This window comes from Streptomyces sp. Rer75, assembly GCF_013414305.1.
GTDB classification, from domain to species: Bacteria; Actinomycetota; Actinomycetes; order Streptomycetales; family Streptomycetaceae; genus Streptomyces; species Streptomyces himastatinicus.
The window spans coordinates 4,262,888-4,281,856 of sequence record NZ_CP058693.1 but is presented as its reverse complement, the minus strand read 5'-3'; the positions used below and the strand labels follow the sequence as shown (position 1 = coordinate 4,281,856).

The window sequence follows — 18,969 nt, the reverse complement described above, 5'->3', positions numbered from 1 at the left end:
CACCGGTATGCGCCACCGTCGGTACGCCGGGCTGCTGGCCGCCCTGCTCACCGCGCTCGCCCTCGTCGTACCGCCCCCCGGACCCGCCGCCGCGGCCGACGACCGCCCGGCCGTGACGGTGTCGCGGGAGCAGGCGGGCACGGGCGGCACGATCACCGTGAGGGGCACCGGCTGGCGGCCGCGCGCCCTGCTCACCCTGCTCATCTGCGGTCAGAACATGATCGGCGGCACCAACTCCTGCGCCAACGCCGAGGGCAGGGCGGTCACCACCGGAGCGGACGGAACGTTCCACCGGAAGCTGCCGGTCGCCGAACCGCCCAAGCCGTGCCCGTGCGTCGTCCATGTCGCGACCGTCACCGGCGAAGCCGCCGCCGCGGACGTGGCGTTCAAGGTCGCCGGGCATCCGGTTGCGCCCCTGCCCGAGCAGCGCACCGGCGGTGAGCGGCTCAGCGTGCTGTCCGCGCGGCTCGACGGCTCCAGCGGGCTGCTGACCTGGTTCGGCGCGCCGCCGCAGCGACGGCTCGTCGTCACCGTCGGCAATCTCGGCTCGACCGCCGCCCGCGATCCGGTCTTCCAGGTGGGCACCTCGCACGGCGTCTTCGCCCCCGACTGGGAGGAGCAGCAGTGGCGGGGCACCATCGAGGCGGGGAAGAAGGCGCAGGTCAAGCTGCCCGTCGAGCTGTCGGCGGGCGCGCACGGCGACTATCAGGTGTCGCTCAAGTACGGGCGCAAGGTGCTCGTCGAACAGCCGTGGGGCGTGGGACGGCCCTGGGGCGTCACCCTCTTCTGGATCCTGCTGTGCGTCGTCGTCCCGGCGGCGGTCTTCCGCATCGGCATGGCCGTCGTGGACAAGGTACGGCCGCGCACACCCCCGACCACCCCGCCTGGTCGGCCCACCCCGGCCACCGCTCCCGCCGCCGCGGCGCGGGGCGGCACCGCACTGCCCTGGTTCACCCCGGACACCCTGCCGGGGACACCGACGCACCACCTTTCCGCACCGTCCGAGGAGAACCGACCGAACCCGAAGGGAACGACGTGAGGACGCAACGAAGAGTGAGTGCGGCGGCCGTCGCACTGCTGCTCGGCGGTGCGGGCGTGCTGCTCGGCGCGAGCACCGCATACGGCGCCGAGGTCTCGTACCCGACCGAGTGCCTGCCGCCGCCCATCTCCGGACTGCCCCCCGTGCAGGGCACCACGACCGTGGACGTGCAGGCCCCGGCGACGGCCAAGGTCGGCGACGAGGTCGAGGTGGTGTGGAAGACGGTCCAGGCCGCCTCCAAGAACCCGCCGATCCTCGACCTGGAGGAGAACACCGTCAAACCCACCGGCACGCTCACGGTGGGCGGCGCGCAGACCGGCGAACTGGCCATGGAGGGACCGCGGGAGAATCCGGCGATCCCCAAGGACAGCCCGATGAAGCTGTCGGACATGACGGCCAAGCTGAAGCTGACGAAGGCCGGTGAGGTCACGCTGACGCCCGGTGCGTACAACATCAACGTCAGCAAGCCGCTGTCGACCGACACCAAGTGCACGGCGAAGGAGACCGTGAAGGCCGCCGCCACCATCAAGGTGACGGAGGGCAGCACCTCGGGCGGCACCACCTCCGGTACGACGTCCGGAACCACCTCCGGCACCACCAGCGGCACCACCAGCGGCACCACCTCCGGTGGCGGCGACGGTGGCGACGACTCGTTCACCGGCAAGGAGGTGCAGGTCGAGTACGCCTGCAAGACACCCATCGGCGACAAGACCGCGACCTCCCCGGTCCGCATCGACGCCACCAAGAGCGGCGGCAGCTTCGCCCTGACCGTGAAGTTCGGCAAGTCCGTGATGGACAGCCCGGCCGACATCCCCGCGGACTCGGTCAAGCCGTCCATGGCGGTCAAGGTCGGTGGCGCGGACAAGGGGACCGTCGCGGTGCAGGGCCCGACCAACAAGGAGCCCATCAAGTCCGGTGCCCCGATCGAGATTCCGGATCTGACCGGCACCTACAAGCCGGGCGCGAGCGGCAAGTCGACGCTCACCCCGGGCGTGCTGACGGTCAAGGCGCTCGGCACGACCACCACCTGCACCCCCGCCAAGGACCCCGGCGCCTCGCTGGAGCTGGACACCACGCAGCAGCCCGGCGGCACCTCGGGCGGCACCTCCACGTCCGGCGGAACCTCCACTTCCGGCGGCACCGGCGCCTCCGGATCCACCGGCACCTCGGGCAGCGGCACCAGCGGCGGACTCGCCGAGACCGGCTCGGACGACCGCGGCGGACTCACGGCGCTCGGCCTGATCGCCGGTACGACGATCCTGCTCGGCGGCGCGATCTTCACCCTCACCCCGTGGCGCAAGCTGCGCGGCACCCGCTGACCGACCCCGCTTCGCCCCGCCCCACACCCGTGCGGCGGGGCGAACCGCCGTGCCACAAGCTTGCGTTAGCGGGACGTTAGCCGACGCCGTCTAGCCTGTGGCCTGCACGAGCGCACCGTGGAGCCGGTCAGGGACCCGCCCGGTCGCTCCCCCCACAGAGCCACCAGGAACTTCATATGGACGCCGTTCGCACCGCTCCCGCATCCCCCTCCACCCCCCATGCTCCCGAGCGGCACCGGCATCGCAAGCCCAAGGCGATGAACGCGGCCGCCCGCCGCGCCCTCGTGCTCGCCGCAACCGCGCCGGTGGCCGGGGCCATGTTCGCCGGGCCGTCGTTCGCCGCCGGCAAGACCGCCGCGGCCGCCACGGTCGGCTCCCCGGACGCCGCGGAGCCGCTCAGCGATGCCGACCGTGCGATGGTCGCGAAGCTCGGCGAGCGCATCAACAACCCGAGCCTGACCAACGACGGCAGCAGCGTCAGCGGCGTGGTGCTGGACTCCGCGTCGGACGAGGTCATGTGGGGCCACAACGCCTCGACCGCCCTGATGCCCGCCTCCAACGCCAAGCTCGCCACCGCCACCGCCGCCCTCGACGAGCTGGGTCCCGAGCACCGGGTCGCCACCAAGGTCGTCTACAGCAACGGCACCCTCACCCTCGTCGGCGCCGGCGACCGCACCCTGAGCAGCGACGATCTCGGCGAGATGGCGCGGACGGCCGTCGACGGGCTCAAGGCTGCGGGCGTGACGAACGTGAAGGTCCGCATCGACGACAGCCTCTTCCCGGAGCCCACCCTGGCCGAGGGCTGGCGGGACTACTACTACGACCACCAGGTCGCCCCCGTCCGCGCCCTGTCGGTCGACGGGAAGCTCTCCGCGGACACCGCCCTGGACGCCGGGAAGGTCTTCGCGGCCAAGCTCGCCGACCGGGGCGTCGCCGTCGACGGCGACGTCACGCGCGGGACGGCGGGCGTCGGCGATGTGCCGGTGGCGCAGAAGGTGTCGCCCACGGTGGCCGAGCTGGTTCGTACGATGCTCAAGACCAGCGACAACGACATGGCCGAGACGCTGCTGCGGATGACCGCCATCAAGGCGCACAAGCCCGCCACGTTCGAAGGCGGCACGGAGGCCGTCCGGGAGGTGCTGGAGCGGTACGGCATCCCGCTCGGCAACGTCGTACTGCACGACGGCAGCGGCCTCTCCCGCGCCACCCGGATACCGGCCGCCACCATCGCGGCCATCCTGGACAACGCCACCGAACCGCGCCATCGGTATCCGCTCGGGCCGATCCTGGAGGGCCTCCCGGTCGCCGGTGAGGCGGGCAGCACCCTCGGACCGGAGTACGCGCGCTTCGACGACCCGAACTCGAAGTGCGCCGTGAACGAGGTGCGGGCGAAGACCGGCACCCTGACCGGCGCGATCGCGCTCAGCGGGGTGACCCAGGGCAAGGACGGGCGCTGGAAGGTGTTCTCCTTCGTGGAGAACAACTCCACCGCCGAGAACTCCGAGATCACGGACGCCATGGACGGCCTGGCCGCCACGGTCAACGGCTGCTGGGCGTAAGAGGCGTAAGAGGCGTAAGGCGTAAAGACAGGAGAAGGCCCGGCCCCGGAACCGACAGCATCGGTTCCGGGGCCGGGCCCTGTTCCGTACGTGTCAGTGCACGTCGGCCATGAGCGCCACGACCTTCTTGCGGTACATGAAGACCGCGATGCCCGCGAGGGCCGCCGCCGTCGCCTCCAACGCGATGACGCCCGGACCGCTCAGGTCGACCCCGGCGATGGACAGCAGCCCCGTGACGCAGTCGCCGGCGGTGACGGCGAGGAACCACACGCCCATCATCTGGCTGGCGTACTTCGCGGGCGCCATCTTGGTGGTCACCGACAGGCCGACCGGCGAGACGCACAGCTCGCCCATGGTCTGGATCATGTAGATCGACACCAGCCACAGCGGGCTGACCTTCGTCCCGTCCCCGGCCGCCTGCATCGGCAGTACGAAGACGAAGAACGACAGGCCGATCATGAGCAGGCCGAAGGCGAACTTCAGCGTGGTGTTCGGCTCCCGGTCGCTCCGCGCGAGCCACAGCCACAGCCAGGCGAAGACCGGGGCCAGCGCCATGATCATCAGCGGGTTCACCGACTGGAACCACGAGGACGGGAAGTCCAGACCGAAGATCGTGGTCGCGGTCTTGGTGTCGGCGAAGGCGGCCATCGTGGAGCCGCCCTGGTCGTAGATCATCCAGAACACGGCCGCGGCCGCGAAGAACCAGATGTAGCCGCTGACCTTGGTCTGCTCGACCTCCGACAGCTCCTTGTCGCGCTTGATCCGCACCAGCACCCCGATCGGGATGATCAGGCCCAGCAGGGTGATCGGGACCAGCGCCCAGTTGAGCGTCCACTGACCGCTGAGCACCACGCCGGTGTAGAAGACGGCGGTGATGGCCGTCCAGATCAGGCCCTTGCGCACCCAGGACCGGCGCTCCTCCGCCACCAGCGGCGTCGGCACGGTGTTGCTCTCGGGGCTGAGGTGGCGGGTGCCGATCAGGAACTGGACCAGGCCCAGCGCCATGCCGAGCGCCGCGAGCGCGAAGCCCAGGTGCCAGTTGTACGACTGGCCGACGGTGCCGATCACCAGCGGGGCGGCGAAGGCGCCGATGTTGATGCCGATGTAGAAGATGGTGAAGCCGCCGTCGCGGCGCGGGTCCTGCGGTCCGTCGTAGAGCTGGCCGACCATCGTGGAGATGTTGGCCTTGATCAGGCCGGAGCCGAGCGCCACCAGCGCGAGGCCGACGAAGAAGGTCGGCTCGCCGGGGACGGAGAGTGCCAGATGCCCGGCCATCACGATCCCGGACGCCACCACGACCGTCTTCCGCGGTCCCCAGACCCGGTCGCCGAACCAGCCGCCCGGCATGGCCAGCAGATAGACCATGGCCAGGTAGACCGAGTAGATGGCCACCGCGTTGCCCTCGGTCATGCCGAGGCCGCCGCCCTGACCGCCGTCCTTGGCGTCCGGGCCGCCGGAGATCAGATAGACGACGAGGAGCGCTCTCATGCCGTAGAAGCTGAAGCGCTCCCACATTTCGATCATGAAGAGCGTGGCGAGGCCGCGCGGGTGGCCGAAGAAGGTCTTGCCACCGCTGGCAGGGGAATCCTGCGCGGTCGCGCCCTTCGACATACTGGACGCCATGTGGGGGTTCCTTACGAGGGCTCAGGGGTGCACTGCCGCGCTTCGACGCGCGTAGAAGCGCCCGTGGGGGTGGCTGAGCGCCGGGCGGCCATCCCTTTTCGAGGCTCGGTGCTGGTCGTTGCCGGCTCCGTCCGTTCCGCTGACTCCCGATGTCCGGGCCCGGGCATGAGAGAGACCTTCGGCGCGTCGAACCCACCAAAGGTCCCGGAGGAGTGCTACAGACGTTGTTTCACCATACGACACGCACTTGACACTCTTGGGTGAGACATAGATCACGAACGGGTGTGCAGCCGGTCGTGCTCCCTGCGTCGTCACCTGCGCGCCCCGTGCGTGAACCCCGGCGGACTACCATCACCTCATGACCCGAGTTTTGCTCGCCGAGGATGACGCATCGATCTCGGAACCCCTGGCCCGCGCCCTGCGCCGTGAGGGGTACGAGGTGGAGGTGCGGGAGGACGGACCCACCGCGCTCGACGCCGGTCTGCAAGGAGGCGTCGATCTGCTCGTCCTCGACCTCGGGCTGCCCGGGATGGACGGACTCGAGGTCTGTCGCCGGCTGCGCACCGAGGGCCATGGCTTCCCGGTGCTGGTGCTCACCGCCCGCGCCGACGAGGTGGACACCGTGGTCGGCCTGGACGCCGGGGCCGACGACTACGTCACCAAGCCCTTCCGCCTCGCCGAACTGCTCGCCCGCGTCCGGGCCCTGCTGCGCCGCGGCGCCGTCGAGACCCAGGCCCAGGCGCCCGCCACCCACGGGGTGCGCATCGACGTCGAGTCGCACCGCGCGTGGATGGGCGAGGAGGAGCTCCAGCTGACCGCGAAGGAGTTCGACCTGCTGCGGGTCCTGGTGCGCGACGCCGGCCGGGTCGTCACCCGCGACCAACTGATGCGCGAGGTGTGGGACACCACCTGGTGGTCCTCCACCAAGACGCTCGACATGCACATCTCCTGGCTCCGCAAGAAGCTCGGGGACGACGCCGCCAACCCCCGCTACATCGCCACCGTCCGGGGTGTCGGCTTCAGGTTCGAGAAAAGCTGACGGTGGCTGACACGGTAGGACCATGCGCCGTCGCTTGATCAACTCCACGCTCGCCGTGGTGCTCGTCGTCATCGCCGTCTTCGGCGTCTCGCTGGTCATCGTCGAGACCCGGACCATCGAGAACAGCGCCCAGGAGAGCGTCAGCTCGGACGCGGTGCGGCTCGTCAGCATCGTGGACAGCAGGCTGCTCGGCGGCGAGGGCGTCACCCACAAGGTGCTGCGCGAGCAGATCGAACCCGGGCGCTACGCCCTGATCACCATCCCGAACCACCCGGACGTCGAGATCGGCAAGCGCCCCGAAGGCAGCGTCATCTCCTCCGAGGAGCACGGCGAACAGGGCGAGACGGTACGGGTCGAGGCGTCCCGTACGACGGTGAGCCGGGAGATCGGCCGCACCATGCTGATCATCCTGGCGGTGGCACTGCTCGCGGTCCTCGCCGCCGTCTTCCTCGCCGTACGCCAGGCGCACCGGCTCTCCGCGCCGCTCACCGACCTCGCCGAGACCGCCGAGCGGCTGGGCTCCGGCGACCCGCGGCCGCGCCACCGCCGCTACGGGGTGCCCGAACTGGACCGCGTCGCCGACGTCCTGGACGCGAGCGCCGAACGCATCGCCCGGATGCTCACCGCCGAACGGCGGCTGGCGGCCGACGCCTCGCACCAGCTGCGGACGCCGCTGACCGCGCTGTCCATGCGGCTGGAGGAGATCACGCTCACCGACGACCCGGAGACCGTCAAGGAGGAGGCGTCGATCGCGCTGGGCCAGGTCGAGCGGCTCACCGACGTCGTCCAGCGGCTGCTGACGAACTCCGCCGCGCCCGCGCAGGTCGTCCAGCAGATCGTCGGCCTCGAGGGCCGCGATCGTGCGTCCGGCGCTGCAAGCGGTCGGCAGCGTCGCCCAGGTGCTCGCGACGCTCATCGAGAACTCGCTGATGCACGGCGACGGTACGGTCGCCCTGCGCACCCGGGTCACCGGCAACCAGGCGGTCGTCGAGGTCACCGACGAGGGCCCGGGCGTACCGCCCGACCTCGGCGCGCGGGTCTTCGAGCGGACGGTCAGCGGACGGAACTCCACCGGCCTCGGCCTCGCGGTCGCCCGCGATCTGGCGGAGGCGGACGGGGGACGGCTGGAGCTGCTCCAGCCCCATCCGCCGGTGTTCGCGCTGTTCCTGAGCCGCGTGGCGGACGACACCCGCCCCGTCTGAGCGGCTACTTGCGGACCGGCTGCTCGCCGTTGCGGCGGGTGGTCCCGGCGGGCGGCGCCTCCGCGAGGATCGCCTCGGCGCTCTCCACCGCCTCCCGCGCGGGCATCGCCCGGAACACCCAGGTCCGGTAGGACCAGAAGCGGAAGAGGGTGCCGATGCCGATGCCGATGAACTTGAAGACGTTGCTCGCGAGCGAGCTGTCCCAGCCGAAGCCGTACGTCGCGGTGTAGAGCACCCCGTTCTCGATGATCAGCCCGATCGCGCTGAACAGCAGGAACAGGCTGAGTTCCTTGGTGCGCCCCCGCTTGTCCCGGTCGCGGTAGGTGAAGTACCGGTAGCCCAGGTAGTTGAAACAGGTCGCGACCACCGTCGCCACGATGCTGGCCCGCACCACCGGCAGCTCGGTGACGCTGCGGACCAGATTGAAGACGGCGAGGTTGACGAAGACGCCGGCACCGCCGACCACCCCGAACTTCGCGATCTCCCGGGCGAGCCGCCCCACCTGGGTGCTCAGCCCGCCGAGCATGCGTCGTTCACTCATGGTGATCGTTCAGCCCCGTTTCGTCATCATCGACAACATCTCCCCATGCTAACCAGCGGCAGGGACGCTCGCCCGGAGGCCGCGAACACAAGTCCGGTCTGCCTATCTGGAGGATCATCCAAGTGCAGGTCAGGGGTGGTGGTGGCGAGAAGTTACCCTTGGAGGGTGACATTTCCGGTAGTCGGCATGGTCGGCGGCGGCCAGCTCGCGCGCATGACCCACGAGGCGGGTATCCCCCTCGGCATCAGGTTCAAGCTGCTCAGTGACACTCCTCAGGACTCGGCGGCCCAAGTGGTCAGCGATGTCGTCATCGGCGACTACCGCGACCTGGAGACGCTTCGTGCGTTCGCACAAGGCTGTGATGTGGTCACGTTCGACCACGAGCATGTCCCGGCCGAGCATCTGCGCGCGCTGGAGGCGGACGGCGTCGTCATCCGCCCCGGCATCGAGGCCCTGCTGCACGCGCAGGACAAGGGCGTGATGCGGGAGCGTCTGCGCGAGGCCGGGGTGCCGTGCCCCCGCCACCGCATCGTGACGGACCCGGAGGACGTGGCGCGCTTCGCCGAAGAGGGCGACGGCTTCCCCGTCGTCCTCAAGACCGTGCGCGGCGGCTACGACGGCAAGGGCGTGTGGGTCGTCCGCAGCACGGAGGACGCCGCCGACCCGTTCCGGGCCGGGGTCCCCGTCCTCGCCGAGGAGCTGGTCGACTTCGCGCGCGAGCTGGCCGCCAACGTCGTGCGCTCCCCGCACGGCCAGGCCGTCGCCTACCCCGTCGTGGAGTCGATACAGGTGAACGGCGTCTGCGACACCGTCATCGCCCCCGCCCCCGGTCTCTCCGAGGCGCTCTCCGCCCAGGCCCAGGAACTCGCGCTGAAGATCGCGGCCGAGCTGGGCGTGGTCGGCCACCTCGCCGTCGAACTGTTCGAGACCCGGGACGGCCGGATCCTCGTCAACGAGCTGGCGATGCGCCCCCACAACTCCGGCCACTGGACCCAGGACGGCGCCGTCACCTCCCAGTTCGCCAACCATGTGCGTGCGGTCCTCGACCTGCCGCTCGGCGCGCCGAACACCCGGGCGAAGTGGACCGTGATGACCAACGTCCTCGGCGGCGACTACCCCGACATGTACGCGGCGTACCTCCACTGCATGGCCCGCGACCCCGCGCTGAAGATCCACATGTACGGCAAGGGCGTGAAGCCCGGCCGCAAGGTCGGCCACGTCAACACCTACGGCGACGACCTGGCCGACGTCCGCGAGCGCGGCCGCCACGCCGCCGACTACCTCCGAGGGACCATCACCGAATGAGCGCTCCTGTGCCCGCGATCGGCATCGTCATGGGCTCCGACTCCGACTGGCCGGTCATGGAAGAAGCCGCCAAGGCCCTCGACGAGTTCGAGATCCCGTACGAGGTGGACGTCGTCTCGGCGCACCGGATGCCGCGCGAGATGGTCGCGTACGGCGAGAACGCCGCCCCCCGCGGCCTCAAGGCCATCATCGCGGGCGCCGGCGGCGCCGCCCACCTCCCGGGCATGCTCGCCTCGGTCACCCCGCTGCCGGTCATCGGCGTCCCCGTGCCCCTGAAATACCTGGACGGCATGGACTCGCTGCTGTCGATCGTCCAGATGCCGGCGGGCGTCCCCGTCGCCACGGTCTCCATCGGCGGCGCCCGCAACGCGGGCCTCCTCGCCGCCCGCATCCTCGCCGCCCACGACGCGGAGCTCCAGGGTCGGATGCGGGAGTTCCAGGACGAGCTGAACGAACAGGCCACGGAAAAGGGCAAGCGCCTCCGAGCCAAGGTGGACGGCCCCCCGTCCTTCGGCTTCGCCCACCGCTAACCGTCCCGGCGCGGCTGTCGTCCCCCACCCCGCCCCTCCCCGACCCGGGGCTCCGCCCCGGCCCCCGCGCGGGGGCTCCGCCCCCACACCCCCGCTCCTCAAACGCCGGAGGGGCTGCGCCCCTGGCCCCTCGCGGGGCTCCGCCCCAGACCCTGCCGGGGCTGCGCCGTTGCCCTCTGGTTGGGGCTGCGCCCCAGACCCCGCCGGGGCTGTACCCCGGACGCCGCTGGGGCTCGGTCCCGGCCCTCCTTTTGGCGGTTGCCCCCGGGTCCCCGGGCTGTGCCCGCCCCCCCCGGGAGCTGCGCCCCGGCCCCTCGGCTGTGCCCTTGGCCCGGGCGTTCGCTCCGTCGGACGGTGCGGTCCTGAGGCCGGGGTGGAGGTGCCGCAACTCCCAGCCCCTCCGGCGTTTGAGGAGCGGGGTCCTGGGGCGGAGCCCCGGTGGGGGTTTGGGGGCGGAGCCCCCAACGGGGCCCCGGGGTCGGGGAGGGGCGGGGTGGGGAACAGGCTCGCCGCACGGCGTTGCGGAGCCGTGACTTCGGCGACCGCCCGTACGAAAATGCCCGGATGACCGATCACCTCGCGCACGCCCGTGAACTGCTGTCCGTCCACCCCGTCGTGGACGGCCACAACGACCTCCCCTGGGTTCTGCGCGAGCAGGTCCGCTACGACCTCGAGCAACTGGACATCGCCACCGACCAGAGGCAGCGCACCCACACCGACATCCCCCGCTTCCGCGAGGGCGGCGTCGGCGCCCAGTTCTGGTCGGTGTTCGTGCGCTCGGACTTCAGCGGGGACACGGCCGTCAGCGCCACCCTCGAACAGATCGACGTGGTGCGCCGTTTGACCGAGCGTTACCCGGACGACCTCCGGCTGTCGCTCACCGCGGACGACATGGAGGCGGCCCGCGCCGAGGGCCGGATCGCGTCGCTGATGGGCGCCGAGGGCGGCCACAGCATCAACTGTTCCCTCGCGACCCTCCGCGCCCTGTACGACCTCGGGGTGCGCTACATGACGCTCACCCACAACGACAACATCCCCTGGGCGGACTCGGCGACGGACGAGCCGAGGGCGCACGGCCTGACCCGCTTCGGCGAGGAGGTCGTCCGGGAGATGAACCGCCTCGGGATGCTGGTCGACCTCTCCCACGTGTCGGCGGACACGATGCGCGACGCGCTCAGGGTGACCGAGGCGCCGGTCGTGTTCTCGCACTCCTCCGCCCGCGCGGTCTGCGACCATCCGCGCAACATCCCGGACGACGTCCTGGCCGCGCTCAAGGAGAACGGCGGGGTGGCGATGGCCACGTTCGTACCGAAGTTCGTGCTGCCGGAGGCGGGCGACTGGACGAAGGCGGCGGACGACAACATGCGCGCGCACGGGCTGCACCCGCTGGAGCTGACGGACGCCGCCAAGAAGGTGCAGCGAGCCTTCGAGGAGGCCCATCCGCGGCCGATGGCAACGGCGGCCACCGTCGCCGACCACCTCGACCACATGCGCGAGGTGGCGGGCATCGACCACATCGGCATCGGCGGCGACTTCGACGGCACCGCGTTCACCCCCTCCGGCCTGGAGGACGTCGCGGGCTACCCGAACCTCATCGCGGAACTGCTCGACCGCCGCTGGTCCGAGGCCGAACTCGCCAAACTGACCTGGCAGAACGCCGTCCGGGTGCTGCGTGACGCCGAGGCCGCGGCGCGCGGGCTGCGCGCGGTCCGGGGGCCGTCCATCGCGACCATCGACCAGCTGGACGGCGCCCCCGACGCCTGACCCACCGCGGCCACCAACCGCCCCCGCACGAGCCGCCAACGCCCCCTTTACCGGGGCTTGGTGGCTTTGCGATGTGTTGATGCATCGTTCACGTAAGTCGCCTCTTCCCCGTCGCCGGCGGAGCGAGAGAGTCATCAGCGGTCTGACGATCTCTCACGCATAGAAACGGGAAAGAGGCGTTATGCCCGACTTCACCCGCCGTAGACTCCTTGGTGCCGCCGCCGGTTCGCTCGGCGCGGGCGCGGCCATGACGCTCCTGCCGCCGAGCGTGCAGCAGGCGATAGCCGCCGGGCCGCCGCAGGGCGGCTCGCTCGACGACATCGAGCACGTCGTCCTGCTCATGCAGGAAAACCGCTCGTTCGACCACTACTTCGGCACCCTCAAGGGAGTGCGCGGGTTCGCCGACCCGGACGCCCTGACCCTCTCCACCGGCAAGTCGGTCTTCCACCAGCCGGACGAGGAGAACCCGGACGGCTACCTCCTCCCGTTCCACCTGGACACCCACTCCACCAGCGCCCAGGCCATCCCCTCCACCAGCCACGCCTGGTCGGTGCAGCACGAGGCGTGGAACAACGGCGCCATGGACAAGTGGCTCCCGGCCCACCGCAAGGCCGACGGAGAGAACGGGCCGTACGTCATGGGCTACCACACCCGTGAGGACATCCCGTTCCAGTTCGCCCTGGCCGAGGCGTTCACCGTCTGCGACAACTACTTCTGCTCGGTCTTCGGCCCCACCTGGCCCAACCGGCTGTACTGGATGACGGGCACCATCGACCCGGCCGGGGTCAAGGGCGGCCCGGTCCTGGAGAACAAGGCGCCCAAGCCGTACCGCTGGACGACGTACGCCGAGCGCCTCCAGAAGGCGGGCATCAGCTGGAAGGTCTACCAGGAGGAGGACAACTACGGCTGCAACCTCCTGGAGGAGTTCCAGCAGTTCCAGGACGCCAGGCCGGGCGACCCGCTGTACGACCGCGGCATGGTGCACAGCCCCGCCGGGACGTTCGAGGAGGACGCCCGCAACGACCGGCTGCCGACCGTCTCCTGGATCATCCCGACCGCCGAGGTCTCCGAGCACCCGGACTACCTCCCGGCGGCCGGTGCCGACTACGTGGCGTCCAAGATCGAGGCCATCGCGTCCAACCCGGACGTGTGGCGCAAGACCGTGTTCATCCTCAACTACGACGAGAACGACGGCCTGTTCGACCACGTGCCGCCGCCCACCCCGAAGGCCGGGACCGTGGACGAGTTCGTGGGCGGCCTGCCCATCGGCGGTGGCTTCCGGGTGCCCTGCCTCATCGTCTCGCCGTGGACGGTGGGCGGCTGGGCCGCGGGCGAGGCGTTCGACCACACGTCGGTGCTCCAGTTCCTGGAGCGGCTGACGGGGGTCAAGGAGCCCAACATCAGCGAGTGGCGCCGCCGTACGTTCGGCGACCTCACCTCGGCCTTCGGCTTCGGCCACGCCGCGACGAGGCCGCCGAAGCTGCCGGATGACACGGCCGAGCAGCTGGAGAAGGCCAAGGAGGACGTGGAGAACCTCCCCAAGCCCACCCTCCCGGGCGCCGACCAGACCCCGCCGGAGCAGGAGAAGGGCCGCCGCCCCCGCCGCTGAACCGGCTCGCGTACGGACGTGCGTACGGACTCGCGTACGGACGCCGCCCCCGCCGGACGTCACCCGGCGGGGGCGCTGCGCTCAGCTCCGGCAGAGGCAGAAGGGGTGCCCGGCCGGGTCGGCGAAGACGCGGAAGTCCCGCTTCCCGCCGTCGTCGTCGAGGTCCAGCGCCCGCGCCCCCAGCGCCAGCACCTGCTCCTGCGCCGTCGCCATGTCGGCCACGTTCAGGTCGAGGTGCAGTTGCTGCGCTCCGGTCTCCGACGGCCAGCTCGGCGCGACGTGGCCGGGCGACTCCTGGAAGGCCAGCCTGGCCCCGCCGGGAAGGAAGAGATCGACCCAGGGCTCACCCTCGTTCTTGATCTCGCCGCCCAGTATCTGCTGGTAGAAGCGGGCGAGTGCGGTGGGGTCGGGGCAGTCGACGGCGACGACGTTCAGCTTGGCAACGACCATGGCTCCTCCTCGGGTCCCGGCCCGGGTTACCGCCCCGGGACCCGGCAAAACGGGCGAGGCTCACGCCATGGGGCGGCCCAGGGCGCGGTAGGTCCAGCCCGCGTCGCGCCAGTAGTCGGGGTCGAGGGCGTTACGGCCGTCCAGGATGCGGCGCTCGGCGACCATCTCGCCCAGGCCCACCGGGTCCAGCTCGCGGAACTCGCGCCACTCGGTCAGGTGCAGCACCGCATGGGCGCCCCGGGCCGCCTCCAGGGCGCTCGGGGCGTAGGCGAGGGTCGGGAAGAGGGCGCGGGCGTTGTCCATGCCCTTGGGGTCGAAGACGGTCACCTGGGCGCCCTGGAGCTGTATCTGCCCGGCCACCCGGGGAGTCCCACGTCGCGCGGGCCAGCTCGACCATGTGGCCGCGGCGCCGCATGTTGATCGAGTCGACCTCGCGGAGGAAGGTCAGGGCCTGGTCCGCGCCGAGCTCACCGGCGCGGGCCATGAAGGCACGGATGTCCTTCGGCAGACAGCCGCCGCCGAAGCCGATCCCGGCCCGCAAGAACTTCTTGCCGATCCGCTCGTCGTAGCCGATGGCCTCGGCGAGCTTGACCACGTCGCCGCCCGCCGCCTCGCAGACCTCGGCCATGGCGTTGATGAACGAGATCTTCGTGGCGAGGAAGGAGTTCGCCGAGGTCTTCACCAGCTCGGCGGTCGGGAAGTCGGTCACCACGAACGGCGACCCCTCCGCGACCGGCTTCGCGTACACATCCCGCAGCACCTTCTCGGACCGGTCGCTGGTGACCCCGACCACGATCCGGTCCGGGTGCAGCGTGTCCTCGACGGCGAAGCCCTCGCGCAGGAACTCCGGGTTCCACGCCAGCTCGGCGTCCGCACCGGCGGGGGCCAGCTCGGCGAGCCGCGCCGCGAGCCGGTCCGCGCTGCCGACCGGGACGGTGGACTTGCCGACGACCAGCGCCGGACGGTGCAGATGCGGGGCGAGCGATTCCACGGCGTTGTCGACGTAACGCATGTCACACGCGTACTCGCCGTGCTTCTGCGGGGTGTTCACGCAGATGAAGTGGACGTCGCCGAACTGCCCGGCCTCCTCGTAGGAGCTGGTGAAACGCAGCCGCCCGGTCGCGCCTTCGACGCCCGCCACATGCCGCTTCAGCAGATCTTCCAGACCTGGTTCGTACATGGGCACCCGGCCCTCCGAGAGCATCGCGATCTTCTCGGGCACGATGTCCAGGCCCAGCACCTCGAAGCCCAGCTCGGCCATGGCCGCGGCGTGCGTCGCGCCCAGGTAGCCGGTGCCGATCACGGTGATCTTGAGGGCCATGCGGTGCTCCAGAAGCGTCGGTCTCAGATGCGCTGCCTGAGCATAGTCGGCGCCCCCGACAGGGCTCAGCGGCATCTTGTCGGGTAGCTCACGTATAGGGCACGTATACGGGGAGAGGCGGCGGCCCTAGAATTCAGTTACTTAACGGTAGTTAGCACAGTAGGCAGCACCACAGGGGAGTGAGAAGACCTTGGCGTCCTCGGGAAACGCAGACTTCGACCTGTACCGACCGTCCGAGGAGCACGACATGCTCCGCGACTCGGTCCGCTCGCTCGCCGAGGCGAAAATAGCCCCCTTCGCGGCCGAGGTCGACGAGGAGGGCCGCTTCCCCCAGGAGGCGCTGGACTCCCTGGTGGCCAATGACCTGCACGCGGTGCACGTCCCCGAGTCGTACGGCGGCGCCGGTGCCGACGCGCTCGCGACCGTGATCGTCATCGAGGAGGTCGCCCGGGTGTGCGCCTCCTCCTCCCTGATCCCCGCGGTCAACAAGCTGGGCTCGCTGCCGGTCATCCTGTCCGGCTCCGAGGAGCTGAAGAAGAGGTACCTGGGCCCGCTCGCCAAGGGCGACGCGATGTTCTCGTACTGTCTCTCCGAGCCCGACGCGGGCTCCGACGCGGCCGGTATGAAGACCAAGGCGGTGCGCGACGGCGACTCTTTCGTCCTCAACGGCGTCAAGCGCTGGATCACCAACGCCGGGGTCTCCGACTACTACACGGTGATGGCCGTCACGGACCCCGAGAAGCGCTCCAAGGGCATCTCCGCCTTCGTCGTGGAGAAAGAGGACGAGGGCGTGTCCTTCGGCGCCCCCGAGAAGAAGCTCGGCATCAAGGGCTCGCCGACGCGTGAGGTATATCTCGACAACGTCCGCATCCCCGCCGACCGCATGATCGGCGCCGAGGGCACCGGCTTCGCCACCGCGATGAAGACCCTCGACCACACCCGCATCACCATCGCCGCCCAGGCCCTCGGCATCGCCCAGGGCGCCCTGGACTACGCCAAGGGCTATGTCCAGGAGCGCAAGCAGTTCGGCAAGGCGATCGCAGACTTCCAGGGCATCCAGTTCATGCTCGCCGACATGGCCATGAAGATCTCGGCCGCGCGCGCCCTGACCTACCAGGCCGCCGCCGCCTCCGAGCGCGTCGACGGCGACCTCACCTTCCAGGGTGCCGCCGCCAAGTGCTTCGCCTCGGACGTGGCGATGGAGGTCACCACGGACGCCGTCCAGCTCCTCGGTGGCTACGGCTACACCCGTGACTACCCGGTCGAGCGCATGATGCGCGACGCCAAGATCACCCAGATCTACGAGGGCACCAACCAGGTCCAGCGCGTCGTCATGGCGCGCAACCTGCCGTAACACGCATGACGGAGGGCGGGGCGTCGTACGCGACGCGCCCCGCCCTCCGTCATGTCCGCCGGTCAGTGGCGCGGACGCCAGACCGAGAAGTCCGCAAGCCGGAAGTGGCTTGCCACGGTGCGGAAGCCGAACCAGCCGCTGGTGTACGGCTCGGGGTCCCGGTAGTCGCAGAGCAGCTCGCCGTTGCTCCAGTACTGGACGGTCCGCCCCGCGGACACCAGCCGCACCCGGTGCGGGGCGTTCGGCGTGAGCAGCGGTTCGGTGAGGTCGAAGAGCAGCGGGCGGTTGCCCGCCTCGCCGACGTAGCGGCGCATGCGGGTGGTGGTGTTGAGGTTGGCGCCGTAGCCGACGTAGTAGGTCTTCAGCAGGTCGTAGTCGGCGAAGGCGCCGCTGCGCGTCGTGGCGAAGAGGTCGCCGGGGGAGCGGACGTCGCGGGCGTTCCAGAAGGCGTTGAGGTCGGTCACATGGTCGTTGGGGCCGCCCGCCGCGACCGGGGTGGCCGTGTACTCGATCACGTACGGACCGGTCAGCTCGCGGGTGAACCAGACCGTGGCGCCGCCCGGTACGTCGACGTCGAGCACCCCGTGCCGCGCCCGCACCGTCCCGCCGCTCTCCAGCTCGGCGGTCCACTGGCGGGTGCCGTGGCGGAAGTCGTCGTGGGCGATCCGGGTCCAGCCCCGGTGGCGGCCCGTGGCGAGGGCCGCCGGGGCTGTGGCGGTCGCGGCGGCCGTCGCGGCGGCGAGCGTGATCAGGCGTCTGCGGGAACGGTGGTACGTCATCGTGGTGCGGTTCCTTCCCGGGATGGTTGAACCGTTTCAATGCGTAGCGCGGGACGAACCTAACAGACGACCGCCGCCGGGCGCTCGGCCCGGCGGCGGTCGTCTTTACGTCTTGACGTCGGCCTCGGTCAGTTGCTGGAGACCGTGACCTTCTCGTCGTTCTTCAGCTCGCTCACCAGCTGCTTGACCTTGGTCATGTCCCACTGGATCGCACTGCCCTTGGGAGTGGACAGGCCGGGGTTGGAGATGGGCATGTTCATCTGCTTGCCGTCACCGCCGGAGACGCTCTTCATCGCGAAGAACATGTCCTTCAGGTCCCACAGGCTCATGTCCTTGTCGACGATCAGGCTGTCCAGACCGGCGCCCATCATCGGGTAGAGCTTGAAGGGGTTCATGACCGTGCTCGGCGAGGCCGCCTTGTTGGCCAGCGCGGACAGGAACTTCTGCTGGTTCTTGGTGCGGTCCAGGTCGCCGCCCGCGAGGCCGTAGCGCTGCCGGACGAAGCCGAGCGCCTGCTGGCCGTTCAGGGTCTGCTTGCCCTTCTTCAGATCGTTGCCGGACTTCTTGTCCTTCATGTCCTGCGGGATGTCGATCTCGACCCCGCCGACCCCGTCGACGATCTTGGCGAACCCGTCGAAGCCGATCTCCGCGTAGTGGTCGATCTTCAGGCCGGTGTTGTACTCGATGGTCCGCGCGAGCAGCTGCGGGCCCTCCGAGGAGTACGACGCGTTCAGCTTGTTCTGGCTCGCCGGGATCCGGTTGCCGGTCTCCGAGCCGGTGAAGGCCGGAATGGTGACCCAGGAGTCACGCGGGAGGCTGACCATGGTGTTCCCGTTCTCACCGACGTGGAGCAGGATCATGGAGTCGGTCCGGCGGCCCTCGGCGGAGCCGGTGTGCAGCTTCTTCTTGTCCTCCGCGGACATGCCCTCGCGGCTGTCCGAACCGACGATCAGGTAGTTGGTGCCCTTGCCGCCGGTCGGCCGGTCCTCGACCTTGCTGAGGTCGACCTCGCGCTTGAGCTTGCCGTCGGCCCAGAAGTACGTACCGATACCGACCGCGAGCAGCAGCACGACCAGGGTGACCAGGGTGACGGTTATCCGGCGCTTCCAGTTCACGGGTCCTCCCGCCCGGCGCCCGCGGCCGCCACGTCCACCACCGCGGCCGGGACCGCCGGGGCCACGGCCGCCGCCGTAGACCTGGCCGGTGTTGTAGCCGTCGTCGCCGTGGCCGCCGTAGTCGTCATAGCTCGGGGAGGGCCGCGGTACGTTCCCCCGCGGCGAGAGCTCAGGGGGCAGCGGCGGCTCTGCGGGCTGCTGCCCGCCGCCGCCCGGTGCCGCCCGCCGTACCTGCGGCATGGAGCGGGCCCCCTCCGGCTGGGGGCTGCCGCTGCCGCGTCCGTACCGGTCGTTGCGGTCACCGGTCCAACCCTGGGGCCATTCGCTCATGCATGGAAGTGTGCCTGGTCGGCCCCGCTGTCATACAGGGCGGGGGCCGGATCGGGGCATGGCTGTTGCAGAGCTGATAAGAAGCTGGTC

14 protein-coding genes and 2 pseudogenes are annotated in these 18,969 nt (G+C 70.4%); 10 read left to right on the top strand and 6 right to left on the bottom strand.

What is annotated here, in order from left to right:
• The first annotated feature begins 7 nt into the window (after positions 1-7).
• From HYQ63_RS17790 to dacB, 3 genes are all read left to right on the top strand, one after another.
• On the top strand, positions 8-1,039 hold the full coding sequence (locus HYQ63_RS17790; RefSeq protein WP_179940224.1) for a neocarzinostatin apoprotein domain-containing protein: 1,032 nt from the start codon (positions 8-10) through the stop codon (positions 1,037-1,039).
• A gap of 14 nt (positions 1,040-1,053) precedes the next feature.
• On the top strand, positions 1,054-2,358 hold the full coding sequence (locus HYQ63_RS17785; protein ID WP_179934841.1) for a hypothetical protein: 1,305 nt from the start codon (positions 1,054-1,056) through the stop codon (positions 2,356-2,358).
• Between the two features lie 176 nt (positions 2,359-2,534).
• Positions 2,535-3,917 carry a D-alanyl-D-alanine carboxypeptidase/D-alanyl-D-alanine-endopeptidase gene (gene dacB / locus HYQ63_RS17780; RefSeq protein ID WP_179934840.1) on the top strand — a complete coding sequence of 461 codons (1,383 nt, stop codon included), beginning with the start codon at positions 2,535-2,537 and terminating at the stop codon, positions 3,915-3,917.
• 93 nt (positions 3,918-4,010) lie between these two features.
• Here dacB and HYQ63_RS17775 read toward each other — a convergent pair whose 3' ends face one another.
• On the bottom strand, positions 4,011-5,540 hold the full coding sequence (locus HYQ63_RS17775) for a peptide MFS transporter (protein WP_179934839.1): 1,530 nt from the start codon (positions 5,538-5,540) through the stop codon (positions 4,011-4,013).
• Between the two features lie 358 nt (positions 5,541-5,898).
• Between HYQ63_RS17775 and HYQ63_RS17770 the strand changes: the two genes are divergently transcribed.
• Together HYQ63_RS17770 and HYQ63_RS17765 are read left to right on the top strand one after the other, a co-directional pair.
• Positions 5,899-6,579: a response regulator transcription factor gene (locus tag HYQ63_RS17770; RefSeq protein ID WP_055557617.1), complete on the top strand. Its 681-nt coding sequence runs from the start codon at positions 5,899-5,901 to the stop codon at positions 6,577-6,579.
• A gap of 22 nt (positions 6,580-6,601) precedes the next feature.
• Positions 6,602-7,781 (top strand): annotated as a pseudogene (locus HYQ63_RS17765) (ATP-binding protein).
• A 4-nt stretch (positions 7,782-7,785) separates the two neighbouring features.
• Here the strand turns inward: HYQ63_RS17765 and HYQ63_RS17760 are convergent.
• Positions 7,786-8,322, bottom strand: coding sequence for a GtrA family protein (locus HYQ63_RS17760; RefSeq protein WP_179934838.1), 537 nt, complete (start codon positions 8,320-8,322; stop codon positions 7,786-7,788).
• A 165-nt stretch (positions 8,323-8,487) separates the two neighbouring features.
• On the opposite strand from HYQ63_RS17760, the gene HYQ63_RS17755 reads away from it, so the two are divergent.
• The 4 genes from HYQ63_RS17755 (at position 8,488) to HYQ63_RS17740 (ending at position 13,530) form a co-directional block, all read left to right on the top strand.
• Positions 8,488-9,627: a 5-(carboxyamino)imidazole ribonucleotide synthase gene (locus tag HYQ63_RS17755; protein WP_179934837.1), complete on the top strand. Its 1,140-nt coding sequence runs from the start codon at positions 8,488-8,490 to the stop codon at positions 9,625-9,627.
• A complete protein-coding gene (purE, locus tag HYQ63_RS17750; RefSeq protein ID WP_123101294.1) occupies positions 9,624-10,157 on the top strand; it encodes a 5-(carboxyamino)imidazole ribonucleotide mutase in 534 nt (177 codons plus the stop codon). Before HYQ63_RS17755 ends, purE begins: the two co-directional genes overlap by 4 nt.
• A gap of 564 nt (positions 10,158-10,721) precedes the next feature.
• The gene (locus tag HYQ63_RS17745) at positions 10,722-11,921 is read left to right on the top strand and encodes a dipeptidase (protein ID WP_179934836.1); all 1,200 of its coding nucleotides are present in this window, start codon (positions 10,722-10,724) and stop codon (positions 11,919-11,921) included.
• A gap of 181 nt (positions 11,922-12,102) precedes the next feature.
• Positions 12,103-13,530 (top strand): alkaline phosphatase family protein, encoded by a 1,428-nt coding sequence (locus HYQ63_RS17740; RefSeq protein WP_179934835.1) that lies wholly within the window; start codon positions 12,103-12,105, stop codon positions 13,528-13,530.
• 81 nt (positions 13,531-13,611) lie between these two features.
• Here the strand turns inward: HYQ63_RS17740 and HYQ63_RS17735 are convergent, their stop codons facing one another.
• Both HYQ63_RS17735 and HYQ63_RS17730 read right to left on the bottom strand, forming a co-directional pair.
• Positions 13,612-13,980 (bottom strand): VOC family protein, encoded by a 369-nt coding sequence (locus tag HYQ63_RS17735; protein WP_179934834.1) that lies wholly within the window; start codon positions 13,978-13,980, stop codon positions 13,612-13,614.
• Positions 13,981-14,040: 60 nt separating this feature from the next.
• A pseudogene (locus HYQ63_RS17730) lies at positions 14,041-15,301 on the bottom strand (UDP-glucose/GDP-mannose dehydrogenase family protein).
• A 190-nt stretch (positions 15,302-15,491) separates the two neighbouring features.
• Between HYQ63_RS17730 and HYQ63_RS17725 the strand changes: the two are divergent.
• Positions 15,492-16,655, top strand: coding sequence for an acyl-CoA dehydrogenase (locus HYQ63_RS17725; RefSeq protein WP_257231917.1), 1,164 nt, complete (start codon positions 15,492-15,494; stop codon positions 16,653-16,655).
• A gap of 62 nt (positions 16,656-16,717) precedes the next feature.
• Here the strand turns inward: HYQ63_RS17725 and HYQ63_RS17720 are convergent, their stop codons facing one another.
• On the bottom strand, positions 16,718-17,434 hold the full coding sequence (locus HYQ63_RS17720; protein ID WP_179934832.1) for a DUF6250 domain-containing protein: 717 nt from the start codon (positions 17,432-17,434) through the stop codon (positions 16,718-16,720).
• 128 nt (positions 17,435-17,562) lie between these two features.
• Entirely contained in the window at positions 17,563-18,879 is a 1,317-nt protein-coding gene (locus tag HYQ63_RS17715; RefSeq protein WP_179934831.1) for an LCP family protein, read from the bottom strand.
• Positions 18,880-18,969 lie beyond the last annotated feature (90 nt).